The organism is Prevotella sp. kh1p2, from assembly GCF_900111525.1.
Classification (GTDB): Bacteria; Bacteroidota; Bacteroidia; order Bacteroidales; family Bacteroidaceae; genus Prevotella.
Map to the genome: position 1 here is coordinate 152007 of NZ_FOHY01000002.1, position 26142 is coordinate 178148.

Genomic DNA, 26142 nt, shown 5'->3' on the forward strand with positions numbered 1-26142 from the left:
TATGGCAAAGCAATTGAAAAAATGGCAAGGATGGCTGCTCTTCGGTGGAGCCTTGGCCGTCGTTTTTGTGTTGGGTTTGCTCTGCTCGTCACTTCTGGAGCGCAGAGCCGAGGTGGTGAGCGTGTTCAACAACCGCCGCACACCGATGACAGACTCCATTGTAGCGCAGAACGAGAGGTTTGCCGAAGACTTTCCACGTGAATATCAGACGTGGTCGATGACCGAAGATACCTCGTTCGTGAGCCGTTACAACAGCTCGCAGGAGGCCGACGTGCTGGATGCACATCCCGAGATATGCGTCATCTGGGCCGGTTACGCCTTCTCGCGTGAGTACAACACGCCGCGTGGTCACCGCCACTGCATCGAAGACTTGCGCAAGATTCTGCGCACGGGAAACCCGGGCATCGACGGCGAAGGCGACATGCAGCCCGGCACCTGCTGGACTTGCAAGGGCCCGGATGTGCCCCGACTGATACGGGAGAAAGGCATCGGCGCCTTTTACGGGGCCAAGTGGAGCGACTGGGGACCGGAAGTAGTGAACTCGGTGGGCTGCTCCGACTGCCACGATGCCCGCACCATGGATTTGCATCCGGCCCGTCCGGCCCTGTACGAGGCATGGGCCCGCGCCGGCAAAGACGTTCGCAAGGCCAGCCATCAGGAGCTGCGTTCGCTCGTATGTGCCCAGTGTCACACCGAATATTACTTCGAGAAGGACAACAACCAGTACCTGAAGTTCCCGCAGGACAAGGGACTCACCTGCGAAGCTGCAGAGGAGTATTACGACAGCATCGGCTTTTACGACTACATACACCCGCTCTCCAAGGCCAAGATACTTAAGGCCCAGCACCCTGGATACGAGATTTTCAAGCAGGGAATACACGGACAACGCGGCTTGAGTTGTGCCGACTGCCACATGCCCTACAAGCAGGAAGGCGGCGTGAAGTACACCGACCACCACATCATGAGCCCCTTGGCCAACATCGACCGTACCTGCCAGACCTGCCACAGGCAGGATGCAGAGACGCTGCGCGAGAATGTCTACGAGCGTGAAAAGAAGGTGTATGACTTTGCCGGCAAAGTTGACAAGGAGCTGGCCTATGCCCACATCTACGCCAAGTTTGCCTGGGAGCACGGTGCAACGGAAAAAGAAATGGAGCGTGCGCTGATGGATATCCGCAAGAGTCAGTGGCGTTGGGACTATGCCTTGGCAGGTCACGGAGCGCCGTTCCATGCTCCACAGGAGGTCATGCGCCTGCTGGCCGACGCCATGGAGTATGCCAAGGACGCCCAGCTGCAGGTTACCAAGGTCGTGGCCCGTCACGGATACACGGCCGACATCCCTCTTCCCGACATCTCGACCAAGGCCAAAGCCCAGCAGTACATTGGTCTTGACATGAAGAAGTTGAACCAGAAGAAGCAGCAATTCCTCGACACCTACGTGCCTAAGTGGATAGAGACGGCCCGCAAGAACAAACGTTTCATAACCAAACCTATGTAAAACGGCTTTGCTGCTGCGGTCTCCCCGTACTCTTGGCGGAGAGACTGCAGCAGCCTGCCGACAGCTAACAACCAACCAACTCACCCGTCCGTACGGCTTTTCTGCCAAGCAACGACGGTGCATTTTGATATATGTGGACACAACTTTGGAGATATAAAGAGGGCACGGCCATTGCCGTAGGGCTCCTTGTTACGGGAGAATTGCTGCAACTGACCGTTGGCCCGGTGGAGTGGAAAATATTCATGTGGCCGGCCAATGCGATTGTGCTGGCTGTTTTTTTGCTGTTTCTGGCGGTGGCCTACCTGCTGCGCAGCCGTGTGTATGCGTGCCGGTTCATAACCACCTCCTATGCTGCAGTGCCCGCACTGGCGGCTGCCGCCCTGATGACAGTCCTCATGGGACTCACCCGGCAGGTAGCCGAAGGCAGTCCGCCTGCCGACCCCGTGGGGCTTACACGTATGCTTAGCTACTGGCCCTTTGTGCTTACCTACGTCTGGATGACGGCCATCGTGGCCCAGGCAGCCATCCACCAGCTCGCCCACTTCTCGTGGCGAAGGCTGCCTGCGCTCGTCAGTCACGTGGGTATTTTTATCGCTCTGACGGCTGCCACGCTTGGAAGTGCCGACATGCAGCGCCTCAAGATGTACTGCATGGAGGGCCAACCGGAGTGGCGGGCACTTGATGACAGGCAGCAGGTGCACGAATTACCCATAGCCATTCAGCTCAACCAATTCACCATCGACGAGTATCCGCCCAAGCTCATGATGACCGACGGCAAGGGATTACCATTGCCTCACGGCAAGCCGGCGAGCCTTACAGCCGACAGCTCCTTCCGTTCAGGCACGTTGCAGGGCTGGACCATCCGCCTGCTGCGCCGCATCGAGAACGCCGCACCGGCCACACTGGGCAGCATGGCGGGCAAGATGCCGCCCCAGATGATGCACATGATGCGCATGGACTCGCTCGGGCTGGCGCGCAACAGCAACGGCTTTACGGAGTGGAAACAGCCCGGCGCGGCCTGTGCACTCTACGTAGAGGCCTCCAGAGGCAACGAAAAAAAAGAGGGATGGGTGTCGTGCGGCAGCTACATGTTTGGCATGCAGACACTCAAACTCGACGCCACGCACACGCTGGTGATGCCCAACAGGGAGCCCAGGCGCTTTGTCTCGGACATCGAAATCTACACCCGCAACGGGCAGAACGTGGCCACCGTGGTCGAAGTTAACAAGCCTTACAGCATAGCGGGGTGGAAAATATACCAGTTGAGCTACAACGAACAGATGGGCAAATGGAGCAACATGAGCATCTTCGAGCTGGTTACAGACCCCTGGCTGCCGCTCGTCTACGTCGGTATCTTCCTGCTCCTGGCCGGTGCCTTGCTAATGTTGTTCTTCCCGCACACTTCAAATAACAAGTAAACATAACGAAGCTCTCTCCCCGGGAGAGGGCAAGCAGAAGTTTTATCTATGACTTGGAACTACTTTATTCTTTTTGCCCTGGCAGCTTTGCTCTGCTGGACAGCGGGCGCATGGGCGGCCTGGAAGCAGCGCACAGCTCTCGTTTATGCCGCCACGGGCATAGGACTGGCCGTGTTTCTGGCCTACATCGTGCTCATGTGGATAACCCTGGAGCGGCCTCCCCTGCGCACAATGGGCGAAACCCGACTGTGGTACAGCTTCTTCCTGCCGCTGGCCGGGCTCATTGTCTACGGCCGGTGGAAATACAAGTGGATACTCACTTTCTCCACGCTGCTGGCTGCCGTGTTCATCAGTGTGAACATCTTTAAGCCCGAAATACACAGCAAGACGCTCATGCCTGCCCTGCAGAGCCCTTGGTTTGCACCCCATGTTATCGTCTACATGTTCTCTTACGCGCTGCTGGGAGCGGCCTTCGTCATGGCCGTCTACCTGCTCTTCTTCCGCAAGGGGCGGCCGGTGACGGAGCAGGAGATGGACATCTGCGACAATCTGGTATATGTGGGCTGGGCTTTCCTCACCTTCGGCATGCTCTTCGGAGCCCTGTGGGCCAAGGAGGCTTGGGGCACTTACTGGGCCTGGGACCCCAAAGAAACCTGGGCGGCGGCCACGTGGCTGGCCTATCTGGTGTACATTCACCTGCGCCACAACAGGCAGATAGCGCCGCGCACGGCCCTGTGGCTGCTCGTTGGCAGCTTCGTGCTGCTGCAGATGTGCTGGTGGGGCATCAACTATCTGCCGTCGGCCAGGGGCGTAAGTGTTCACACTTACAACTTGGGGTAGCTGATTTTTAGAGACACAAAGTAACGGAGTATTCGTTCTGCTGCTGTCGGTTTTTAAAGACAGAGTAACAGAGTAGTTTTTCTGCTGCTGTCGGTTATCAAAGACAGAGTAACAGAGTAATTTTTCTGCTGCTGTGGAGTGGCCTGTTAGCTGCAATTAATTCATGGAGATAAAGCTGCAAGTCAAACCGGTATCCTCCCCTTGGAAAGGGGAGGCGGAGGAAGGGATGAGCCTCGGCAACGTTAGGAGCAGATACCCAAAAACGTACTGCGAAGAACGCAGACTGTAAACCGTTAAAAATCAGAAGGTTACGAGCAGGAAAATAAAAGGTGTCTTTCAAGCTCGCTGAAGGGCATGTTCAAGCCCCTTGAAGCATACCTTCAAGGGGCTTGAACGATAGATATACGAAACCAGCATGAAGCAGGTGTCATGCCGAATGGCGGCCTAACGGAAGATGAGCGTGGTGAGGTGCTGCTCCTGCAGCATGTCCTGGGCCAGCTGGCGGATGTCCTCGGCCGTAACGGCCTCTATGTGCTCGTGCTGCCACTCGATGCTCTTCAGCCAGCCGTACTTCAGGTACAGGCGCGCCACGGCCAGTATGTTGCTCTCGCGGTTGTCGGCAGCAATGCCCAGCTGGCCGTACATCTGGCGCTTGGCCGTTTGCAGGGCGGCAGGCGAGAGGGGTTTGTCCATGAGCTTGTCGAACTCGCGGCGCATCAGCCGGCGGCACTTCCGAAGGTCGCTCTCGTCGCATCCAAAGTAGGTGGTCCACACGCCCGTGTCCTGGTAAAGGCCGAAGAAGCTCTCTACGGTGTACACCAGGCCGTTGCGTTCGCGCAGTGTCAGGTTGAGCCGGGCATTCATTCCGGTGCCTCCCAGTATGTTGGTGAGCAGCCAGAGGGCCGGTTTGCGGTCGCTGAAGGCGCTGAACGTGCGGCAGCCCGTGATGAAGTGGGCCTGGTGGGTGTTGCGGCCTACGGCTATCTCTTGCGGTTCGTAGGCCGGCAGGCGGCTCTCCTGCGGCGTTGATACGTGGATGGGCGACGGCGGCAGGTCGGAGGTGAGGCGTTCGAGGCGGCTGACGAGCCTGTCGAAGTCAACATCTCCGGAGATGAAGAACACCATGTTGCCCGGCCGGTAGTGGGCAGCGGTGAACTGAAGGGCGTCGGCAGTGGTGAAAGAGCGTACCCGCTCGGCCGTTCCCAGTACGTTGTGGCCCAGCGGAGTGCCCGCGAAGACGAGGTTGTCGAACTCGTCGTAAATGAGTTCTGACGGCGAATCGTTGTAACTCTCGATTTCATCGCAGATGACCTCTACCTCCTTCTCTATCTCGTTTTGCGGGTAGGTAGCGTGGAAAACCAAATCGGTAAGCAGGTCAACGGCCTTTGCAACGTCCTTCTTCATGACCGCCGCGTGGTAGAAAGTGTTCTCCTTGTTGGTAAAGGCGTTGAGGTCGCCGCCCACGCTCTCGAGACTGTTCAGGATGTTGGAGGCGCTGCGGTGGGCCGTTCCCTTAAAGGTGGTGTGCTCGCAGAAGTGGGCCAGGCCCTCTTTTCCGGCCATTTCATCGCGCGTGCCGGCGTAGATGCCGTAGCCGCAGTAAACGACCTGGGCTGCAAGAGGCTCGTGGATAACGCGTAATCCGTTGGCTAAAGTAAAGGTGTTATATTTCATTGCGTCCGCAAAAATACGCAAATTCTTTTTGAATTTCATCCGATTTACAGTATATTTGCATGGCAAACGAATTAATACATGCGTAAAGTTATTGGAATAGGAGAGACAGTTCTCGACATCATCTTCAAGAACGGGCAGCCCATCAGCGCCGTTCCCGGAGGCTCCTCGTTTAATTGTCTCATCTCGCTGGGGCGCTCCGGCGTGGATGCAACCTTCATCAGCGAGGCCGGAAACGACCGGGTGGGCAAGTACGTGATTGACTTCTTGAGACAGAACGGGGTGAATGCCGACAACGTAAGCGTGTTTCCGGACTCCAAGTCGCCTATCTCGCTGGCCTTTCTCGACGAGAAGAACAATGCCGACTACCTGTTCTACAAGGACCATCCGCACGACCAGCTGGAGTTCCAGTTCCCCGACGTGCAGCGCGACGACATCGTGGTGTTCGGCTCCTTCTTCTCCGTTAACCCCGTGGTGCGCCCGCAGGTGGCCGGTTTCCTTGACTATGCACGCGACCGGGGGGCCATTCTGTACTACGACGTGAACTTCCGTTCCGCGCACAAAAACGAAATCATGAAGGTTACACCCAACCTGATAGAGAACCTGGAGCTTGCCGACATCGTGCGCGGAAGTTCCGAAGACTTTGCCATACTGTACAAGATGGACAACGCCGACAAGGTTTACAACGCCGAGATATCTTTCTATTGCAAGAAGTTTATCTACACTCAGGGCAACTCGCCCGCCGAGGTGAGGGCCGAGAACGGGTTCAGGCAGTCGTATCCCATTGTGGAGGCAGCCGCCGTGAGCACCATCGGAGCGGGCGACAACTTCAACGCCGGCTTCATCTACGGCATGCTGAAGTACGGCGTCATGCGCCAAGACATAGACCGGGGACTTACCGCCGAGCAGTGGAACCACGTGATGGAGTGCGGACAGCTGTTCTCGGCAGAGTGCTGCAAGGACATCTACAACTACGTTTCCAACGACTTCGGCGCCCGAATGAAAGCAAATCTAAACCAATAAGATGTATATGAAGGAAATTAAAAACAAGGTCTACTATGTAGGAGTTAACGACCGCAACAAGGCTCTCTTCGAGGGTTTGTGGCCCTTGCCTTACGGTGTTTCATACAATTCTTATCTGATTGACGACGAGAAAGTGTGCCTGATAGACACCGTGGAGGTTGACTTTTTTACCCAATTCATCGAGAACATACGCGCCGTTCTTGGCGACCGGCCCATCGACTACCTGGTTGTGAACCACATGGAGCCCGACCACAGCGGCTCGCTCGCGCTCATGCGCAAATACTACCCGGACGTACAGGTGATAGGAAACAAGAAGACCTTCGACATGATGGCTGGCTTCTACGGCATCAAGGACGGACAGATAGAGGTAAAAAACGGCGATTCCATCGAGCTGGGAACCCATAAGCTGGAGTTCTACCTCACCCCGATGGTGCACTGGCCCGAGACCATGATGACATTCGACACCACCGACAACGTGCTCTTTACGGGCGATGCGTTTGGCTGTTTCGGAGCACTGAACGGCGGCATTATAGACGAAGCAATCGACACCGACTGGTGTTGGCTCGAGATGACGCGCTACTACAGCAACATTGTAGGCAAGTACGGTACGCCCGTACAGAACGCCCTGAAGAAGCTCGCAGGCCTAAAGATAGATTACATCTGCTCTACCCACGGCCCCGTTTGGCACAAGTACGTGCCCAAGGTGGTAGAGATGTACAACCACATGAGCCGTTACGAGGCCGGCACAGGCCTGGTTATCTGCTACGGAACGATGTACGGAAACACCGAACGGATGGCCGAAATTATCGCCCGCGCAGCCTCCGAGGCCGGCGTAAAGAACATAGGAATGTTCAATGTGTCGAAGACTCACCACTCTTATATCCTGCAGGACCTCTTCCGCTTCAAAGGTCTCATCGTGGGTGCGCCCACCTACAACAACGGCCTCTACCACGAGATGGACGTCCTGCTGTCCGAGATAGCCAACCGAGACATCAAGAACCACTACATCGGATGGTTCGGCAGCTACTCCTGGGCCAGCAAGGCCGTGAGCAAGATAGCCAAGTGGAACGAGCAGTGCCTGCACTTTGAGCCGGTTGGCGAGCCCGTTGAAATGAAGCAGGGCCTCACCCCCGAGGTGGTTGCCAAGTGCGAGGCACTGGGCCGCGCCATGGCAGCAAAGCTGCTGGCAGAATAACCCACCATCCAACTATTCCCCCACCAAGGCGGCGATACCTCCTGACCAAAGTGTCAGCCCGGTATCGCCGCCTTGGCGTTTCCTCCCTTTCCACGCTCCACTCCCGCTGCAATCATCCCCTCCTCCGCCTCCCCTTTCTAAGGGGAGGATACCCTGGCGCCCGCCCGCTGGTTATCAGTGACATGCTGTATCGAATAAGCAATGAAACTAACCGGTAACCTCCCCTTGGAAAGGGGAGGCGAAGGAGGGGATGACAAACAGGCAGCTAACAGCAACACTTATACACTATCTTATATATAATAGTAGCTTACAAAAGCAGGAGGAAACAGCAGGAAGAAAGATATTGAGGCCGGGAAACGAAAAAAGGAGACAGCTTTGGGCGGCTGTCTCCTTTTTATATATATGACCGAAGGCTATCGGCTACTTCTTTGCAGGCACCAGCAGCGTGACTGCCTTCTGCACTATCGGGTTCACCTGGTTCATAATCTGGAAGTATTCCGTCATGTCCCAAAGGTCGCGGGCGATGAGAGCCTTGAGCTGCAACCTAAGATACGGGAGCGTTTGTTGCAGTTCCTTGGCATCGCGGGGCTTCACTTTCTGCTTCTCGCCCTCGCGCAGTATCTCGTCCGTAAGACTCTGCGGAACCTCATAATGCGCGATGAAATCGGCAAAATCAGGATATTGCTGCTGCAGTTTCTTGCGGTTGTTGTCGATGTACTTCAGGTCGGCATTGATGATGATGCTCTTGGCCGACAGTTCCCGATGCAGCCTTGTGTACTGCGTGGTGTCAAGAGGAACGAAGAAATCGGGCATAATGCCGCCCCCTCCATAGACCGTGCGGTGACGGCGCAGGGTGTAGAACTTGAGCGAATCGGCAAAGTGGATGCTGTCGGCACTGTAGAGTTCGCCGTGTTTGTAGCGGTTGTCAAGCTCGCGTGCATAGTCCTCCATGTCGCCCTTCGTGTACGGTTTCTGGATGCAACGGCCCGATGGCGTATAGTAATGGGCCACGGTGATGCGCATCATGGAGCCGTCGGGGAACGGCACGGGACGCTGTACGAGTCCCTTGCCGAAGGTGCGGCGCCCTACTACCTGTCCGCGGTCCTGGTCCTGGATGGCGCCGGTGACAATCTCGGCAGCCGAAGCAGTGAACTCGTTGACCAGCACCACCACCCTGCCGTCTATCAGTTTGCCGTTGCCCTCGCCCTTGAAGTCGGTGCGCGGGGCCCTCCGTCCTTGGGTGTAGACAATGAGATCGTTCTTGTGCAGGAACTCGTTGGCTATCTGTACGGCGGCCTGCAGGTAGCCGCCTCCGTTCTCCTGGAGGTCGAGTACGAGGTCGCGCATGCCTTCCTGCCTTAGCTTTTCGACGCCTTCCATGAACTCCCCGTAGGTTGTGGCGCCAAAACTGCTGATGCGGATGTAGCCCACCTGCGGGCGCAACATGTAGACGGCATCAATGGTTTTGACAGGTATCTTGGCGCGTGTAACGGTAAAGAAGAGCTTATCTGCTATGCCGCGGCGCACCACGGTGAGCCTTACCTTGGTGCCTTTGGGGCCCCGCAGGCGGCGCATGATTTCCTCCCGAGGCATCTTTACGCCGGCTATGGCCGTGTCGTCTACCGCCACGATGCGGTCTCCTGCCACGATGCCGACCTTCTCGGAGGGCCCGTTGATGACCGGCTGGATAACGAGCAGCGTGTCCTGAATGAGGTTGAACTGCACGCCAATGCCCTCGAAGGAGCCTTCGAGCGGCTCGTTAAGGGCCTCGGTTTCCTTGGCCGTGCTGTATGCTGAGTGCGGGTCGAGCTTCTCCAGCATGCCGCGGATGGCGTCTTCCACGAGCTTCTGCTCGTCAACGGAGTCTACGTAGAGGTTCGATATCGCCATTTCGGCCACCTGCAGCTTGCGTACAGGGCTCTCTTTGCCGAAGTTAAAGCGCAGTTGTGCCGGCACCGAAAGGGGGAAAAGGGTAAAGATACAAAAGAGAAAGCAGGCGAAAAGGCGTGCCGCCAATGGTGTGCAGGAACCGGAAGTTCCGCCTTTCTCCGCTCTCCGGAGGGTTATCGGTTTGCTTGTAGCGTTCATGTTGCGTTGTTCTATGTCGGTTTACGAGCCTGTGCTTCAGGCTTCCAGTTCTTCGGGTAGGTCTTCCTCTACCACCAGGTTGTCGATGATGAAGTTCTGCCGCTCCATCGTATTCTTGCCCATATAGTATTCCAGGAGCTTCTGCACCTGGTCGGTTTTATGCAAGGTTACCTGCTCCAAGCGCATGTCGGGCCCGATGAAATGGGCGAATTCATCGGGACTAATCTCGCCGAGACCCTTGAAACGGGTGATTTCAGGGTCGGGCCCAAGGTCCTGAATGGCCTTGCGACGCTCCTCGTCGGTATAGCAGTAGCGGGTGATGAAGTCGCTCCGCTTCTCCTTTGTGCCCATGCGGACATCGGCATCCTCTATCACCTGCTTGTCTTTTATCTTGGTGCGGCGGTTGCGCACGCGGAAGAGGGGCGTCTGCAACACGTAGACGTGGCCTTTCTTGATGAGCTCGGGGAAGAACTGAAGGAAGAAGGTGATGATGAGCAGGCGGATGTGCATGCCGTCGACATCGGCATCCGTGGCCACAATCACCTTGTTGTAGCGCAGCGTGTCGAGACCATCCTCAATGTCGAGAGCCGCCTGCAGGAGGTTGAACTCCTCGTTCTCGTACACCACCTTCTTGGTCAGACCGAAGCAGTTGAGCGGCTTTCCGCGCAGCGAAAACACGGCCTGCGTGTTCACGTCGCGGCTCTTGGTGATGCTGCCGCTGGCCGAGTCGCCCTCGGTAATGAAGATACAAGATTCCTCCTTGCGGTCGCTCTTGGTGTCGGAGTAGTGGATGCGGCAGTCACGCAGCTTGCGGTTGTGCAGGTTGGCCTTCTTGGCACGCTCGCGGGCCATCTTGGTCACGCCGGCCATAGCTTTGCGCTCGCGCTCGTTTTCTTTCACTTTGGCCTCCAAGGGGTCGGCAACGTCATCCTTGTGGATGTGCAGGAAGTTGTCTACCTCGCGCTTGATGAAGTCGCCCACGTACTTGTTAATGGTGTCGCCGCCCGGCGCCATGAGCGTTGAGCCGAGCTTTATCTTGGTCTGACTCTCGAAGACAGGCTCCTCAACGTTGATGGCGATGGCCGCCACAATGCCGTTGCGGATGTCGGTGTACTCGTAGTTCTTGTCGAAATATTCCTTGATGGTCTTTGCAATATGCTCCTTGAAAGCGCTCTGGTGGGTACCTCCCTGCGTGGTGTTCTGGCCGTTCACGAAGCTGTGATATTCCTCTCCGTACTGGTTGGTGTGCGTGAAAGCAATCTCGATGTCCTCACCCACGATGTGAACAATGGGATAGAGACCGTCGGTAGTCATGCTGTCGTTAAGCAAATCTTCCAGTCCGTTGCGGCTCTTGATGCGCCTGCCGTTGTACATAATGGTGAGTCCGGAGTTCAGGTAGGTATAGTTGCGCAGCATGGTTTCCACGATTTCATCGTGAAAACTGTAGTCCTTGAAGAGCGTGTTGTCGGGTTCAAAGAAGATGTAGGTGCCGTCTTCGTCCTTTGTCTTGCCGGTGTGGTCTTCCTGCTTGATGCCCTTGGCAAAGGTGATGGCGCGCACCTTGCCCTCACGATATGACTTCACCTCGAAGCGGGAGCTCAGGGCATTGACGGCCTTCACGCCGACTCCGTTCAGTCCCACGCTCTTCTTGAAAGCCTTGGAGTCGTATTTACCGCCCGTGTTGAGCATGCTCACGGCCTCAACGAGCTTTCCCTGCGGGATGCCTCGGCCGTAGTCGCGCACCGAGACGCGCAGGTTTTCGTCGATATCCACCTCGATACGGTCGCCTGCGTGCATCTTGAACTCGTCGATGGAGTTGTCGATAACCTCCTTGAGGAGCACGTAGATGCCGTCTTCGGGCAGCGAGCCGTCGCCCAGCCGGCCTATGTACATGCCCGGACGGGTACGCACATGCTCCATATCCGACAAGTGCCGGATGTTATCATCCGTGTATTCTACCTGCTGATGGTTTTGGGTATTGTCGTTTATTTCCATTATCTATCAGATTTCTTTCCTAAAACAGCGGTGCCGCTTGTTCACTCTTGCGTCGAAATATTGCCACTGGCTGAGCACTTTCGTGTTGGTTTCCATCTGCTGCATGGTCTCTGCCCACTTGAAACCGTACTGCCTGTACCAGTGTATAAGGTCTCTGATGATGAGCGCGTTGGCACCTTTGTCGCGGTACTGGGGCAGCACCCCTACGAGCAACAGGTCCACTTTTTCGGTGTTGTGGTACTTGATAGTCTTGAGCATGTCTATCCATCCGAAGGGCAACAGCCTGCCCCCGCTCTGCTTAAGGGCCTTGGAGAAGGACGGAAACGTGATGCCGAAGCCCACGAACTTGTCCTCGTTCCGGTCTTCTACCACGGTTACGAGGTTCAGGTCGGCCACTTTGATGTACGAACTCACGAGCTGGTCTATCTGTCTTGGCGACAAGTGCGAGTATCCGTACAGGTCCTTGTAGGTTTCGTTCACCATCTCGAATATCCTGCGGCCATAGCCCTCTTTCATGAGTTCGCGGCGTGAGAGCTTCCGTACATGGAGGTTGTAGCGCCGCTCTATCATCCTCGAAATCTGCTCTATCTTGTCAGGAACCTCGTCGGGTATCCTGATTTCGCACTCCACATAGTCGTTGTCCTTGGCAAATCCGCCCAACCGTGCCATGTGGTCGACGTAGTAGGGATAGTTGTAGTTGGTGTACATGGCGGCTTCCTCGTTGAAGCCTTCCACCAGCATGCCCTCCCGGTCCATGTCGGTAAAGCCCATCGGGCCTACCACATGCGTCATTCCCCGCTCTGCGCCCCATGCTTCCACGGTCTGCATGAGTGCTTTTGAGACTTCGGTATCGTCGATGAAATCGAACCATCCGAAGCGTACGTCCTTCGTATTCCATTGCTCATTGGAGCGCCGGTTGATGATGGCAGCCACCCTTCCGGCAATCTTTCCATCCTTGATGGCCAGGAAGTAGTCGGCATCGCAGCACTCGAAGGAGGCGTTGCGGTCTTTTCTCAGTGTGGCTTCTTCGTCTATATAGAGGTAAGGAACGGCGAATTCACAATTACGATACAGTTCGGTTCTGAAGTTGATGAAGGCTTTGAGGCCTTTCTTGTCCGTCACTTTCTGAATCTCTATCATCTTGCTTCGTTTACTTACAGGCTTTTCTTATAGCAGCGGCGGCGTTTGTGATTAATTGGGTTCAGCGGCCCCCACTGGCTCTGTACGCCCTCATTGTTCTCCATTTCCACCTGACTCTCGCCCCATTTGATGCCGTAGGCCTGGTAGCGGGGTATGAGGTCGGCAAACAGCAGGGCGTTGGCGCCCTTGGCCCTGTACTCGGGCAGGACGCCCATCAGGAGCAAATCCACGCCCTCGGTCTTGTGGCACTTGATAGCGCGCAGCAGATACCACCAGCCCAGAGGCCACAGCCTGCCGCGCCGGCACTTCTGCAGCGCGCGGCTCAGCGAGGGTATCGTAATGCCCATTGCCACCAGTTTGTTGTCGGCATTGCCGTCTTCAACCACCGTAATCAGGTTCAGGTCCACCACCGGAATGTACATGTTCACGTACTGGTCTATCTGCCGCTGGGTGAGTTCCGAGAAGCCGTAGAGGTCCTGATACGTGTCGTTGATGAGCGCGAAGAGCTTGTGGCCGTAGCCGCCCTGGTAAATGTCCTTCTTTGTCAGCTTCCTTACGTGCAGGTTGTAGCGGTTCTCAATCATCTCGGCTATCTTGGCATACTTCTCCGGTACCTGCTCTGGCACCTCCAGAAAGTATTCCACGTAGTCGTTGTCCTTCTCCCATCCGCCCAGCGTCTCCATGTGCCGGGGATAGTAGGGATAGTTGTAGATGGTGGCCATGGTACCCAGCTTGTCGAACCCCCAGGTGAGCATGCCTTCCGGGTCCATGTCGGTAAAGCCCAGCGGGCCCACAATCTCCTTCATTCCCCGGGCGCGGCCCCAGTCTTCTACGGCCTTGAGCAGGGCGGCGGAAACCTCCATGTCGTCCACGAAGTCTATCCATCCGAAGCGTACATCCTTGCGGTTCCACTTCTCGTTGGCCCTGTGGTTGATGATGGCAGCCACCCTTCCCACGACCTTTCCGTCGCGGCAGGCGAGATAATACTCCGACTCGCAGAAGTCGAAAGCTGCATTCTTATCCTTGCTCAGTGTATTGAAATCGTCATTAAACAAAGTCGGCACATCGAACTCATTGCCTTCATACAAATCGTAATGGAACTCTATAAAGGCCTTGAGTTCTTTCTTGGTTTCAACTTTCTTGACTACTACGGATGACATCGTTGGTTGTTATTTATTGCTTTAAACGTGCAAAAATAACAAAAAACACGCATATTACAAAATCTCATCCGGTTTTTTGCATATTATTAAGGTGTGTTCCTGCCGCCCGGTGGTGGTGCCGAAGAGGTAGACATCGCCGCCGTCGGCTATTTTGAGGCGCTTACGGAGCCCGGCGACCGACAGCGGAAAGTTCCTCACCGCTACGTTGGCCCGGCGGATGCCGGCCAGTGCGCGGCGCAGCTCTTTCTTGTTCATCGACGTAACAGCCTCTACGCTGAAGACCCGGCCAGGGAAACCGGCCGGCACCTCGGCAGCCACAAAGAGATGGGAGTTGCTGCCCACGGCCCGCAACCCGAACCGGCGGCACAGCGCGCCAAAGCAGCCGGCCTTCATGACCGAGGCATTGGGCACCAGCAGCACTTGCCGGCCAGGAGCCAGCTCGGCAGCCGAGGCCAGCGTGGGCACGGTCTGCAGCCCGGCCTCATCCAGCAGGCAGGAGAACACGCTGCCATCGTTTGCGCAGCAGAGCTCGGCCGGCTGCCGGCTGCGGTGCGACAGCACGAGCAGCAGCTCCTTGCATTCGCCGCCCATCGACACCACGTGCACCTGGCGCACATACTCCTGTCCCAGCTCTCGCACGGCCTCGCTGATGTCGAGCATAGGCGAGAGCTTGAGCAGCAGAAAGTCCGACTTGGCCAGCAGCTCGTCACGCAGCGCCAGCACATCGGGCGTGCAGTCGGCTATGGCATAGGTCTTGCGGCCGTGTGCATCTCTGCGGGCAGGGTCGAGAAACACCACCACGGGCGGCCGCTGCGGACCCACCTCGGCTGTGAGCACGGGCATGGTGTGCAGATAGTCCGTGCCGTCGGCACACACCGTCTGCACCTCGTGCAGTCCCAGCAGGCTCAGGTTATGCGTTGCCACAGCGTGCAGCTGCTCCTGCCGCTCCACGTACACGGCTCGCCGAACACAGCGCCCCATCAGGGCAAAGTCTACCCCGAAGCCGCCCGTTAGGTCAACCAGCAGGCCGTCGGCCGGTTCTCCGTCAGCGTTTCCTCCGCCTCCGCTGCCCATGCACTCAGCCAGCACAGCCGCCTTATAGCGTGCCGCAGCCTCCGACGAGCACTGCTCCAGCGCGAGGTGGGGCGGATAAACGATGCCGTCAATGGCTGCCCACGACGGCAACTTGGCCCTGGCCTGCTGCCGTCCCGCTATCTGGTCGAGCACGAACGGCACGTCGAAGTCGGCATCCTTCGGTATCTTCAGCGCCAGCTCCCGCACATCATCATCGGCATGGGAGGAAATGAAAGAGGCGGAAGAGTCCGCCTCGGCTCTATCAAGGGAGCCTACCCCAGCCCTCCCAAAGGAGAGAAGCCTATCCTCCGAGCTAATCATAATTATCCATTATCAATTGTCCATTATCAATTACCAGCAGTTAATTATCAATTCTCAATTCTCAATTACAGGAGGGGAAGTCCCCCTCATCGCCTCCAAAGGAGCGAGAACCTACCCCTGCCCTTCCCAAGGGAGGGTGCTTTAAGCCAGAAGAGAACCCCTTATCCCTCAAAAAGGGAGGACGTTTTGCCTCCGAACTAATCATAATTATCAATTGTCAATTATCAATTATCAATTGTTCATTATCAATTATCCATTCTCAATTATCAATTAAACGTCATCACTTTCCTCATCACTCGGCACCGAATGCTTGCGGAAGTGGCTCGGCGGAATGCCGTATTTGTGCTTGAAGGCCTTGCTCATGGCAGCCAGCCCGCCGTACCCGGCCTGGTAGGCAATCTCCGACATACTCAGGTCCGTGGTGCGTAGCAGCTTGCGGCAGTAGTTCAGCTTGCAGTCGCTCAGCCACGAGGTAAAGGTGAGTCCGAACACGTCGTATATATAATGAGAAAGGTCGTCGCGCGACACGGCGATGGCCGTAGCCACTTCGTCCATCGTGATATTCGACTGCTGCAGCGGAAACGGCTCCCTGCCCAGCCACGTGCGCATGCGCTCGCGCAGCTCCTCCAGCCCCTCGTCGTCGTCCTTCTGCTCCACTACGCGGTAGAACTTGAGGTAACCTTCCGTTGCATACACAAAGAGGCCGCACGTAAGCAGCATAACGACAACGTGGTAGAGCGGTTCGTTGATAAACAGCCCCACATACATCGCGACCAGCACCAGCAGCCAGAACATGAGCACGCGCCCCAGCCGCGTGGTGCGCCACTGCAAGTTGCGCGTGGCCCGCCACTCCCTGAAACGCCTGGCGAACGACTGGTAAATGAGCACCGACATGATGACAATGTAGCCCGTGAGGCAGAAGATGGCCGCCATGCGGGTATAGAAACTCAGCATGCCCATGCTGTAGGCAGCGCTGAAATCACGCAGAGACATGAAGTGGTCGTTATAATCTATCACGTAGTGTACGTACAGGATGGTGAGCAGCACCAGCACGGCAATGTTGTTGAAGAAAACCCAGTACGACTTGTCATGGTAGTAAAAGTCGCGGTTAAAGGCCGTAGAAGCAAAAAAGAACCCCTCGAACACCAAGTAGTACATCAGCATAGACCACGCCTGCAGCACCTCTATCTGCCCGTCGCGATTACGCGTAAACGAAAGCAGCAGCGACGCCACCATTACTAACATACACGAGACAATGATTCTGCGCTGGACGTTGTAGACTTCGTCTTTCGAGTTGCGCCCGTGGAAAAACACCAGGCACGTGCACACCAGCATAACGAGCAGCGCCAAAAAAGTAGATATGTACAATAGCTGTAGCATAGGCTTTTTGATGTAGGTTGACGAACAAAGATAGAACAAAATCGCGAAATACCGCCGTTTACTCTATAAAATACACCTTTTTTAACGAATAACCTCCGTTTCCGCCAGCCTGCCCGCTGGGTACGGCAAGGGGTCGGCAGAGGTGCCGAAGAGCGTCTTTGCCAACTTTCGACACTTGTCGCACGATTATGCGACACTTGTCAAACGATTATGCGACACCTGTCAAAAGTTCCCCAACCGTGGTTTTTACACCCCGTTGCAGCATGACAAAGAAATTTATTTTTATTTTATGTTAAATTGTTTGTCCGTTATGTATAAAAGCGTTATCTTTGCCCCCGTCTTTGTGAAAAGACCAAACGGAACCTTCTGCGCAAGGCCGGCAACAACAGCTAACCACGACGAAAAGGCGCGAAAAACCGACAAAAGAATGCAGAAGAAATCCTTATTTAACAGGCGCCATGCGCAGCGCCGGTGCAAAAGATGAAAAGTAACACCCTGATAGGTCTATTAAAATATCAAGAAATAAGAATTAGTTAAAACTTAGAAATGAAAAGAACTTTTACTCTTTGGGGAATAGCCATGGCCTTACTGTGGCTATTCGCTCCTTGCAGCAGCATGGCGCAAGGGCAAGACGGCAATCACGAGTGGGTAGGTAATTCTATCTCGACCGTGATTAATAACGCCGATGCAGACATGAACACGGTGTTTCTCTACAACGTGGGTACCCACAAGTTTCTCAATGTAGGCAGCCACTGGGGCACCAGCGTATCTGCCTACAACGTGGGCATGCCCATCAAGGTTACCAATGGCGACAATGGGCTCTACCGCATGCAGGGTGTAACGAACACCCCCGAGGGCAACAACATCGCCTTCGGCCGCAAAATGGATACCCAGGACAACGACCCCGTGAGCTGGAACCGCGTGTACTGCGACCGCAGTACGCAAATTAATGGCCACAACAACGGCATACGCGACTGGAAGTTCGAGGAAACTTCGGCCGGCAGCAAGACCTACAAAATAAGCTGCTTCAATGATGAGTGGCAGTATAATATGCAAGGCAACCGCTATCTGCACGTGATGTCGGGGCCCACTGACGGGTCTAACCGCCTGGAACTGGATTATCCCGGTACAGTTAATGACAACAACGGACTGTGGAAAATCGTTACGCTGAAAGACATGAAGGAGGCTTTCAAGGAGCAATATGCTTCCGACGAAGACCCTGCCGACGCCTCTTTCCTCATCCACGACCAAGATTTCAACCGCAGTAACATCAAGGTTGGAGAATGGAAAGCCGACAGTCGGTTCAGCTATGCAATGGTGGATGGCACTACCTACAGGTTCTATCCCGACGGCCGCTACACCTACTACGTGGGCATGGGCTGCTACAGAAGCAACGCTTACCAGAGGTCTTACGGCCGCTACTGGATTGGCTCGGTGCGCAATGTGAACCGCAATGCCAATGCCAACGGCTCGCTCACGCAGACTGTTACCACACTCAAGAAGGGCTGGTATCGCGTTTCTTGTGACGGCTTCTACAGTCCTGGCGTGCAGACTCCGACATGGCAGTGGCCTTGGCTTCAGCCGTCGTCATCTCTCAAGTCGTACCTCTTTGCCAACGTACAGGGCCAGTCTAATGGTTCCTCCAGCGTTTCCACCTTATTAAATGTATTCAAGAAGGAATTCAGCTACACCGTAGATGAGCTTACCCACGAGTATACTGACCAGGAAACGCAGCGGGAGAGCCCATACGTAAAGGCCGCCAAGCTCTTCGAAAAAGGCAAATATACCAACTCCATCATGGTTTACGTGCCTAACGACGGTGACAAGCTGGACATCGGCATCCGCGTAGAAGGCTCTAACATGCCAGCCGACTGGACCGCTTTCGACAACTTCCAGCTACAGTACTGCGGTAACCGCGACCTCGTACTCGACGAGATGCAGACCTCTGTTGATTACATGGTACAGCAGGCAGACGCCAACAACGCCTACACACTCATCCTGAAACGCACACTCAAAGAGGGCATCTGGAACACCATCACACTGCCCGTGAGCCTCACCGCAGCCCAGTTTAAGACCGCATTCGGCAGCGATGCCAAACTCTCTAAGCTCGAAGGACAAGACCCCAACAGAAAATCGCGCATCATCTTCAAGTCGGTTAATCTCTCCGATGACAACACCAACGCCATAGAAGCAGGCAAACTGTACATCATGATGCCCACTCACGGCGCCAATGTAACCGGTGGCGAGTACAAAAAGACGCTAAAAAGCGGTACAACCATTACCGTACAGGCTCCTTACTTTGTTATTAACAACGTAACGCTGGCCGCTGCACCCGAGGCTATTGTGAAAGAGCAATCGAAGCCCACAACCACTATTGACGGCAAGCTGCAGTTCTGTGGCTCTATGATAAAGCAAGATACTAATATAGTTCCGGCCTATTCCTATGTATTAGGTGCCAACGATGGCAAGTGGTACTTTACCCAGAGTGATCTGTCCATTAATGGTTTCAGGTGCTGGATTGCTACAGGTGATGCAGCTGCAGCCAAATTCTTTACGTTCTCTATTGATGGTCAAGACTTTGGAACGGTAACTGCCATCGACGGCATTGAGACCGATAACTCTACGGAAAGCGGAACCGTCTACAACCTGAACGGCCAGGTAGTGCGCAGCAACGCCACTTCCTTAGAAGGATTACCTAAGGGAGTGTACATCTACAACAAACGTAAAATCATAGTAAAATAATGGAAATGAAGAAAAACAGTTATGTTCAGCCTCAGGTAGAGGTGGTGTATATGGATGCAGAAGAACTGCTGCAGACCCCAGGAGCAAGTACTATTCAAAACGGAGATAATGAAGAACCGGGTCCTGTAACGCCTGGCAATCCTCCGGGTGGTATAGGTTCTAAGCCTTGGTTTGGCGACGATAAAGAAGAAACTACCGACTGGCATTAAGCCAGAAGCAGATCAGGCCACACGGCGCCACACCTTTCCTGCCTGATTTTTATACAGTATAAGGACTTCCTTCCGTTCTTCCTTTCATGCAAAGGTAGGGCGGGAGGAAGTTTTTTTGGGTCTTTACGCACGCTGAAATTCGTCATAGCAACTTTTATTCTTCTTGCTACGGCGAGCTCGCAAACAAGGAGAAAGAAGCTATTTAAGCCCATTTCATCGAAAAGGTTCCTTATTTCCTGCGCTTGTCATCAGCCCCTTTCCTACCCTATGACAAATTAGTTTTGTGTGAAAACAAATCTTTCTTGGTCGTTGACAATAATTTTCTGTCGTGGCCGCGTTACCTTTGCATTATCCATTGAGACCCGTGAGGGTTTCTGGAAAGCAAAAAACAAACCAATTTTATATAAGATGTAGACTTAGTATTCCCAACTGAATACTACTTAAAAAATTAATCTGTGTAAATTTGATATAACTTGAGTTTTTGTTTGGCTGCGTCTCCGTTGTGATAACGGAGGCGTTTTTTTTATTTCGGGTTTTGGTTTGCAGGGTCGGTCTAATTTAAGTATATTTGCACTGGCAACACACTCACACTGCTGCATAAACCAAAAACTAAAGACTCATGAAGAAGAAACTGCTACTGTTAACATGCCTCCTGCTGGGCTGTATGGCCCAGGCCGCACCGCTCACCCTGCTCTCGCCCGACGGCAAACTCAAGGTGGAGCTAACCGTGGGCAACCGGATAACCTACTCCGTTTACGCCGACGGCCGCCCCATAATGGCCGACAACACGCTGGGACTGACCGTTGACGGCCGCCAGCTGGACAACGGCGCCAAGCTGCAAAGCGTGAAGCACGGCTCGGTTAACGCCACGGTGAAGCCCCCCATAGCTACAAACAGCGCCACCGTAAGCAACCGGTACAACTACCTGCTGGTGAAGATGCAAGGCCACTGGGCCGTGGAATGGCGCGCCTACGACAACGGAGTGGCCTACCGCCTGGTGTTGGACAGGAAGGGAGAGATAGCGGTGAACGACGAAACGCTGGACATCGGGCTGCCCACGAGCTGCACGGTGCACGCGCAGAAGGCCGACGGGCTCTACACTGCCTACGAGGAACCGTACTCACACTTCAGCCCATCGGAGCTGAAACCTGCCGACGGCATGCTCAACCTGCCGCTGCTCTGGGAGACCGGCGGGGGATACAAGGTGCTGCTATCGGAGGCCGACCAGTGGGATTATCCGGGCTTCTTTGTCAGGAGCAACGGGCAGGGAGGGCTCAAGGCCGAGTTCCCCGCCTATCCCAAAGAACTCTCGCCCGTGGGCGACAGGCACTTCAACATCGTGTCGACCCGTAACTACATCGCCCGCACTGCAGGCCGCCGGAGCCTGCCCTGGCGCTACTTTGTCATTGCGAAAGACGACGACCGGCTGGTGTTTAACGGCATGGCAGAGCGGCTGGGGGCTGCCTGCGAGCTGAAGGACTGCAGCTGGATAAAGCCCGGACAGGTGAGCTGGGACTGGCTGAGCGGCCGCCGGTTCGAGGGGGTTGACTTTAGGTGCGGCGTAAACAACGAGACCTATAAGTACTTTATCGATTTTGCGGCGCGCCACCATGTACCCTACATCATCCTTGACGAGGGCTGGGCACGCAACACGCAGAACCCTTACGAGACGGTGGAGGGCATCAATCTGCCCGAACTCATAGCCTACGGACGGCAGCGGGGCGTAGGTCTCATACTCTGGATGACGTGGCTCTGCACGGAGAAACATCCCGACGTGTTTGAGCACTTCGGCAAGATGGGCGTGGCGGGGTTCAAGATTGACTTCATGAACCGCACCGACCAGCAGATGGTTAACTACTACGAGCGCACCGTGCAGGCAGCGGCGCGCCACCATCTGCTCATCGACTTCCACGGCGCCTACAAGCCTGCGGGGCTGGAGAAGCGGTATCCTAACCTGCTCTCGTACGAGGGCGTGCGCGGTCAGGAGCAGGGTAACGGCTGCACGCCGGCCAACTCGGTGTGGCTGCCTTTTATCCGCAACGCCGTGGGGCCCATGGATTTTACGCCGGGCATACTGACCTGTGCGCAGCCGGAAAACGCCCATTCCACCGCCGAGATGCCCATGAGCATCGGCACGCGGGCCTATCAGCTGGCGCTGTACGTGGTGTTCCAGAGCGGCATCCAGATGCTGTCGGACAATCCGCAGGTATATGACACCCTGCCGGAGTGTACCGATTTCATCATCGCAGTGCCCGTTACGTGGGACGAATCGCGCGTGCTGGCCTCGCAACTGGGGCAGTACATCGTCGTGGCACGCCGCAAAGGCAGCCGGTGGTACATTGGAGCCATGACGAACGGGCAGCCCCGCAGCATTACCGTGAACCTCGACTTCCTGCAGTGCAGCGGCAGGCTCACCGCCTTCGAGGATGGCCTCAATGCCGACCAAATGGCCCGCGACTGCCACCGCACAGTGCGCAATGTGGACAACTCCACGCAGTTGGAACTCAAATTGGCACGCAACGGCGGCTGGGCAGGAGTGATAGAATAAGTCCCAAAGCCCATCTTTCCCTCCCAAAGGGAGAGGGGGAAGCCTACCCTAACCCTCCCAAAGGGGGGAACAGAGACTGAGATTGAGAATTGACAATGTATAATTGAGAATGATGATTTGTTTTGATGATGAACTCTTTCCCTCCCATTGGGAGGGTCGGGGTAGGCTCTCTGCCTCCCACTCCATTAGGAGAGGTTGGAAGAGGGCCACTGTGGTGGGCTGCCTCTGCCTCTTCTTCTCCTTCACTCCTTCTCCTTTGAGCCGGACGGCACAGAGTCTGGAGCAGCGGGGATACGTGAACGTGCAGAAGAAAGACCCCTCTATATTCGTGTCGCTGATGTATGCGCGGCCCGACAACTTTACGGGCAGCGTGCTCTACGACGACTTGCGCGAGGCCTACCTGCACCCGAGGGCGGCCGAAGCGCTGGTTGTTGCCCAGAAAAGACTGAAGCAGCTGCGCCCCGACCTGAGCCTGAAAGTGTACGATGCAGCCCGCCCCATGAGCATACAACAGAAGATGTGGGACAAGGTGAAGAATACTTCAAAGGATTTCTATGTCTCAAATCCTGCCCACGGCGGCGGGTTGCACAACTACGGACTGGCGGTTGACATCACACTCTGCAATCTACGAGGCGACACGCTCGAAATGGGAACCAAGATTGATTACATGGGCGCTGCAGCCCACATAGACCGCGAGAACCAGCTGGTAGCCACGGGACGCATAACACGCAAGGCGCTGCAAAACCGCCGGTTGCTGCGCGAGGTGATGCGCTACGCCGGCTTCAAGGCGCTGCGCACAGAGTGGTGGCACTTCAACTTCCGCACCCGAGCCCAGGCCAGGAAATATTATAAGGTGATAAAATAAAGAACTCGCTTGTAATGGATAATTGAGAATGGACAATGGATAATGATGATTAGTTTTGTGAGGGCACGTTCCTGATTATTTTCCTTATCCGACAGGATATGAGCAAAAAGCTAATCATCATTATCCATTGTCCATTCTCAATTATCAATTACCACATAAAAAAAATCCCTGCCATCCTTTCGGAGGCAGGGATTTTTTTATGTGAAGTGGGTTAATCATTCAGTTTTGCCTTGATGAACTCGCGGTTGAGACGGGCTATATTGGCAATGGACTCGTTCTTGGGGCACTCGGCCTCGCAGGCACGGGTGTTGGTGCAGTTACCGAAGCCCAGCTCTTCCATCTTGGCAACCATGGCCTTGGCACGTTTGGCAGCCTCCGGACGGCCTTGCGGCAGCAGCGCGAGCTGGCTCACTTTAGAGCTTACAAAGAGCATGGCAGAGCCGTTCTTGCAGGCTGCCACGCAGGCTCCGCAGCCAATGCAGGTAGCGCAGTCCATGGCTTCGTCGGCTGCCTCCTTGGAAATAAGGATGGCATTGGCATCCTGGGCCTGGCCAGTACGCACGCTGGTGTAACCGCCGGCAGCGATAATCTTATCGAAAGCGGAGCGGTCGACCATACAGTCCTTGATAACCGGGAAACCGGCCGAACGCCACGGCTCGACGGTGATAACGTCGCCATCGCTGAAACGGCGCATGTAGAGCTGGCAGGTTGTGGCCCCCTGGCCTGGGCCGTGGGGATGACCGTTGATGTAGAGTGAGCACATACCGCAGATGCCCTCGCGACAGTCATGGTCGAATACGAACGGCTCCTGGCCGTCTTCGATGAGCTGCTCGTTGAGGATATCCAACATTTCGAGGAAAGAGGTATCGCCCGGGATATCCTTCATCTCAAAAGTGTCAAAGTGACCCTTGGCCTTGGGTCCGTTCTGACGCCATACTTTAAGTGTGAAACTTATATTTGTATCCATTTTGAATTTCTCCTTTAACTATTAATATTACCTGTCAACTCTTAGCTCTTGTAGTTACGTGTCTGTACCTTGATGTACTGGTAGTTGAGGTCTTCCTTGTAGAGGGTTGGTGCTACCTCATCGGAGCCTTCGTACTTCCAGCAGGCTACGTACATGTAGTTCTCGTCGTCGCGCTTGGCCTCGCCTTCTTCGGTCTGGCTCTCCTCGCGGAAGTGTCCGCCGCAGCTTTCATTGCGGTTGAGCGCGTCGTAGGCAATGAGCTCGCCCATCGTGATGAAGTCGCGCAGGTGGATGGCCTTGTCAAGTTCTACGTTGAGACCTTCCTTTTCGCCGGGGATACGCACGTGCTCGTTGAACTCTTTACGGATATCCTTGAGCATCTGCAGGGCCTTCTCCAGCCCTTCCTTGTTGCGGGCCATGCCTACGTAGTCCCACATGATGTGGTAGAGCTTCTTGTGGATGGAGTCAACGCTCTCGTCACCCTTAATGTTGAAGAGACGGTCAATCTCTGCCTGTACGGCCTTTTCTGCCTCGTCGAACTCAGGAAGGTCGGTGGAGAAGCGGGGAACGGTAATCTGGTCGCTGAGATAGTTCTGCATGGTGTAGGGAATGACGAAGTAGCCGTCGGAGAGTCCCTGCATAAGAGCCGAGGCTCCGAGACGGTTGGCACCGTGGTCGGAGAAGTTGCACTCGCCGAGGGCAAACAGTCCCTTGACGGTTGTCTGCAGCTCGTAGTCAACCCAGATGCCGCCCATTGTGTAGTGGATGGCAGGGAATATCATCATCGGGTTTTCGTAGGGGTTCACGTCGGTTATCTCTTCGTACATGTCGAAGAGGTTGCCGTAGCGCTGCTCTACGCGATCCTTGCCAAGGCGCTCAATGGCTTCGGAGAAGTCGAGGAACACGGCGAGGCCTGTATTGTTAACGCCGAAGCCCTTGTCGGTACGCTCCTTGGCGGCGCGGCTGGCAACGTCGCGCGGCACGAGGTTACCGAAGGCCGGATAACGACGCTCCAGATAGTAATCGCGGTCTTCTTCGGGAATATCCTTGCCTTGCAGGGTTCCGGCCTGCAACTTCTTGGCGTCTTCGAGTTTCTTGGGCACCCAGATGCGACCGTCGTTACGCAGCGACTCCGACATCAGGGTCAGCTTGCTCTGCTTGTCGCCGTGAACGGGGATACAAGTGGGATGAATCTGCACAAAAGCAGGGTTGGCAAAGTAGGCTCCCTTGCGGTAGCACTGGATGGCTGCAGTGCAGTTGCAACCCATGGCATTGGTAGAGAGGAAGTAAGTATTGCCGTAGCCACCGGTGGCGATACAAACGGCATGGGCGCTGTAACGCTCCAGTTTACCGGTAACAAGGTTCTTGGCGATAATGCCTCGTGCACGGCCATCGATGATAACAACGTCTTCCATCTCGGTGCGGGTGTGGAGCTCTACGGTACCGTTGTTCACTTCCTTCATCAAAGAGGAATAGGCACCGAGCAGCAACTGCTGGCCCGTCTGCCCCTTGGCATAAAACGTACGGCTAACCTGCACACCGCCGAAGGAGCGGTTGGCAAGCATGCCGCCGTACTCGCGGGCGAAAGGCACGCCCTGGGCAACGCACTGGTCAATGATGTTGGCACTTACCTCGGCCAGACGATAAACATTGGCCTCACGGGAGCGATAGTCGCCACCCTTGATGGTGTCATAGAACAGGCGGTAAACGGAGTCGCCGTCGTTCTGGTAGTTCTTGGCTGCATTGATACCGCCCTGCGCTGCAATGGAGTGAGCACGGCGGGGGGAATCCTGAATGCAGAGATTGATGACATGGAAACCCATCTCACCGAGAGAGGCCGCTGCCGAGGCGCCGGCCAGACCGGTACCAACAACGATAACGTCGAGCTTACGCTTGTTGGCGGGGTTAACTAATTTCTGGTGAGCTTTATAGTTGGTCCACTTCTCGGCTAATGCGCCTTCAGGTATCTTAGAATCTAACTGTGACATAATCTTATATCTCTTACAAG

The 26142-nt window shown here is 55.3% G+C and carries 18 protein-coding genes; 9 read left to right on the forward strand and 9 right to left on the reverse strand.

The annotated features are described in order from the left end of the window. Position 1: 1 nt before the first annotated feature. The 3 genes from nrfA (at position 2) to BMW31_RS01975 (ending at position 3756) form a co-directional block, all read left to right on the forward strand. Positions 2–1498 (forward strand): ammonia-forming cytochrome c nitrite reductase, encoded by a 1497-nt coding sequence (gene nrfA, locus BMW31_RS01965; protein ID WP_091820442.1) that lies wholly within the window; start codon positions 2–4, stop codon positions 1496–1498. Positions 1499–1629: 131 nt separating this feature from the next. Continuing rightward, positions 1630–2916 carry a cytochrome c biogenesis ResB family protein gene (locus BMW31_RS01970; RefSeq protein WP_091820445.1) on the forward strand — a complete coding sequence of 429 codons (1287 nt, stop codon included), beginning with the start codon at positions 1630–1632 and terminating at the stop codon, positions 2914–2916. A gap of 48 nt (positions 2917–2964) precedes the next feature. Beyond that, a complete protein-coding gene (locus BMW31_RS01975) occupies positions 2965–3756 on the forward strand; it encodes a cytochrome c biogenesis protein (protein WP_091820447.1) in 792 nt (263 codons plus the stop codon). Between the two features lie 444 nt (positions 3757–4200). On the opposite strand, the gene BMW31_RS01980 is transcribed toward BMW31_RS01975, so the two are convergent. Continuing rightward, complete coding sequence (locus BMW31_RS01980; protein WP_091820719.1) at positions 4201–5430, reverse strand: M16 family metallopeptidase; 1230 nt, start codon at positions 5428–5430, stop codon at positions 4201–4203. A gap of 78 nt (positions 5431–5508) precedes the next feature. Here BMW31_RS01980 and BMW31_RS01985 point away from each other — a divergent pair, with 78 nt between their 5' ends. After that, a complete protein-coding gene (locus BMW31_RS01985; RefSeq protein WP_091820449.1) occupies positions 5509–6450 on the forward strand; it encodes a PfkB family carbohydrate kinase in 942 nt (313 codons plus the stop codon). Between the two features lie 7 nt (positions 6451–6457). Beyond that, complete coding sequence (locus tag BMW31_RS01990; protein WP_091820721.1) at positions 6458–7645, forward strand: FprA family A-type flavoprotein; 1188 nt, start codon at positions 6458–6460, stop codon at positions 7643–7645. 420 nt (positions 7646–8065) lie between these two features. On the opposite strand, the gene BMW31_RS01995 is transcribed toward BMW31_RS01990, so the two are convergent. The 6 genes from BMW31_RS01995 to BMW31_RS02020 form a co-directional block, all read right to left on the reverse strand. Next, positions 8066–9733: a S41 family peptidase gene (locus BMW31_RS01995; RefSeq protein WP_091820452.1), complete on the reverse strand. Its 1668-nt coding sequence runs from the start codon at positions 9731–9733 to the stop codon at positions 8066–8068. Positions 9734–9769: 36 nt separating this feature from the next. Beyond that, positions 9770–11728, reverse strand: coding sequence for a DNA topoisomerase IV subunit B (locus BMW31_RS02000; RefSeq protein WP_091820454.1), 1959 nt, complete (start codon positions 11726–11728; stop codon positions 9770–9772). A gap of 6 nt (positions 11729–11734) precedes the next feature. Further along, positions 11735–12868, reverse strand: a complete 1134-nt coding sequence (locus BMW31_RS02005; RefSeq protein WP_091820455.1) for an N-acetyltransferase — start codon at positions 12866–12868, stop codon at positions 11735–11737. 14 nt (positions 12869–12882) lie between these two features. Beyond that, positions 12883–14028: an N-acetyltransferase gene (locus BMW31_RS02010; protein WP_091820458.1), complete on the reverse strand. Its 1146-nt coding sequence runs from the start codon at positions 14026–14028 to the stop codon at positions 12883–12885. A gap of 54 nt (positions 14029–14082) precedes the next feature. After that, positions 14083–15423 (reverse strand): THUMP-like domain-containing protein, encoded by a 1341-nt coding sequence (locus tag BMW31_RS02015; RefSeq protein WP_177166250.1) that lies wholly within the window; start codon positions 15421–15423, stop codon positions 14083–14085. Positions 15424–15693: 270 nt separating this feature from the next. After that, positions 15694–16803, reverse strand: a complete 1110-nt coding sequence (locus tag BMW31_RS02020) for a helix-turn-helix domain-containing protein (RefSeq protein WP_091820460.1) — start codon at positions 16801–16803, stop codon at positions 15694–15696. 546 nt (positions 16804–17349) lie between these two features. Between BMW31_RS02020 and BMW31_RS02030 the strand changes: the two genes are divergently transcribed. The 4 genes from BMW31_RS02030 to BMW31_RS02050 all read left to right on the forward strand — a co-directional run bounded on the left by BMW31_RS02030 (position 17350) and on the right by BMW31_RS02050 (position 23167). Beyond that, positions 17350–19545: a T9SS type A sorting domain-containing protein gene (locus tag BMW31_RS02030; RefSeq protein ID WP_091820463.1), complete on the forward strand. Its 2196-nt coding sequence runs from the start codon at positions 17350–17352 to the stop codon at positions 19543–19545. After that, the gene (locus BMW31_RS02035) at positions 19545–19754 is read left to right on the forward strand and encodes a hypothetical protein (RefSeq protein WP_255404786.1); all 210 of its coding nucleotides are present in this window, start codon (positions 19545–19547) and stop codon (positions 19752–19754) included. Before BMW31_RS02030 ends, BMW31_RS02035 begins: the two co-directional genes overlap by 1 nt. A 619-nt stretch (positions 19755–20373) precedes the next feature. Then, positions 20374–22302, forward strand: a complete 1929-nt coding sequence (locus BMW31_RS02045; protein ID WP_091820466.1) for a glycoside hydrolase family 97 protein — start codon at positions 20374–20376, stop codon at positions 22300–22302. Between the two features lie 109 nt (positions 22303–22411). Further along, positions 22412–23167, forward strand: coding sequence for a M15 family metallopeptidase (locus tag BMW31_RS02050; RefSeq protein ID WP_255404787.1), 756 nt, complete (start codon positions 22412–22414; stop codon positions 23165–23167). A 211-nt stretch (positions 23168–23378) separates the two neighbouring features. On the opposite strand, the gene BMW31_RS02055 is transcribed toward BMW31_RS02050, so the two are convergent. Both BMW31_RS02055 and BMW31_RS02060 read right to left on the reverse strand, forming a co-directional pair. Then, positions 23379–24134 carry a succinate dehydrogenase/fumarate reductase iron-sulfur subunit gene (locus BMW31_RS02055; RefSeq protein ID WP_091820469.1) on the reverse strand — a complete coding sequence of 252 codons (756 nt, stop codon included), beginning with the start codon at positions 24132–24134 and terminating at the stop codon, positions 23379–23381. 41 nt (positions 24135–24175) lie between these two features. Next, the gene (locus BMW31_RS02060; protein ID WP_091820471.1) at positions 24176–26122 is read right to left on the reverse strand and encodes a fumarate reductase/succinate dehydrogenase flavoprotein subunit; all 1947 of its coding nucleotides are present in this window, start codon (positions 26120–26122) and stop codon (positions 24176–24178) included. Positions 26123–26142: the final 20 nt, after the last annotated feature.

Coding starts and splice junctions, on each gene's coding strand:
- nrfA (WP_091820442.1), top strand. CDS start 2: ATGGCAAAGCAATTGAAAAAATGGCAAGGATGGCTGCTCTTCGGTGGA.
- BMW31_RS01970 (WP_091820445.1), top strand. CDS start 1,630: ATGTGGACACAACTTTGGAGATATAAAGAGGGCACGGCCATTGCCGTA.
- BMW31_RS01975 (WP_091820447.1), top strand. CDS start 2,965: ATGACTTGGAACTACTTTATTCTTTTTGCCCTGGCAGCTTTGCTCTGC.
- BMW31_RS01980 (WP_091820719.1), bottom strand. CDS start 5,430: ATGAAATATAACACCTTTACTTTAGCCAACGGATTACGCGTTATCCAC.
- BMW31_RS01985 (WP_091820449.1), top strand. CDS start 5,509: ATGCGTAAAGTTATTGGAATAGGAGAGACAGTTCTCGACATCATCTTC.
- BMW31_RS01990 (WP_091820721.1), top strand. CDS start 6,458: ATGAAGGAAATTAAAAACAAGGTCTACTATGTAGGAGTTAACGACCGC.
- BMW31_RS01995 (WP_091820452.1), bottom strand. CDS start 9,733: ATGAACGCTACAAGCAAACCGATAACCCTCCGGAGAGCGGAGAAAGGC.
- BMW31_RS02000 (WP_091820454.1), bottom strand. CDS start 11,728: ATGGAAATAAACGACAATACCCAAAACCATCAGCAGGTAGAATACACG.
- BMW31_RS02005 (WP_091820455.1), bottom strand. CDS start 12,868: ATGATAGAGATTCAGAAAGTGACGGACAAGAAAGGCCTCAAAGCCTTC.
- BMW31_RS02010 (WP_091820458.1), bottom strand. CDS start 14,028: ATGTCATCCGTAGTAGTCAAGAAAGTTGAAACCAAGAAAGAACTCAAG.
- BMW31_RS02015 (WP_177166250.1), bottom strand. CDS start 15,423: ATGATTAGCTCGGAGGATAGGCTTCTCTCCTTTGGGAGGGCTGGGGTA.
- BMW31_RS02020 (WP_091820460.1), bottom strand. CDS start 16,803: ATGCTACAGCTATTGTACATATCTACTTTTTTGGCGCTGCTCGTTATG.
- BMW31_RS02030 (WP_091820463.1), top strand. CDS start 17,350: ATGAAAAGAACTTTTACTCTTTGGGGAATAGCCATGGCCTTACTGTGG.
- BMW31_RS02035 (WP_255404786.1), top strand. CDS start 19,545: ATGGAAATGAAGAAAAACAGTTATGTTCAGCCTCAGGTAGAGGTGGTG.
- BMW31_RS02045 (WP_091820466.1), top strand. CDS start 20,374: ATGAAGAAGAAACTGCTACTGTTAACATGCCTCCTGCTGGGCTGTATG.
- BMW31_RS02050 (WP_255404787.1), top strand. CDS start 22,412: ATGATGATTTGTTTTGATGATGAACTCTTTCCCTCCCATTGGGAGGGT.
- BMW31_RS02055 (WP_091820469.1), bottom strand. CDS start 24,134: ATGGATACAAATATAAGTTTCACACTTAAAGTATGGCGTCAGAACGGA.
- BMW31_RS02060 (WP_091820471.1), bottom strand. CDS start 26,122: ATGTCACAGTTAGATTCTAAGATACCTGAAGGCGCATTAGCCGAGAAG.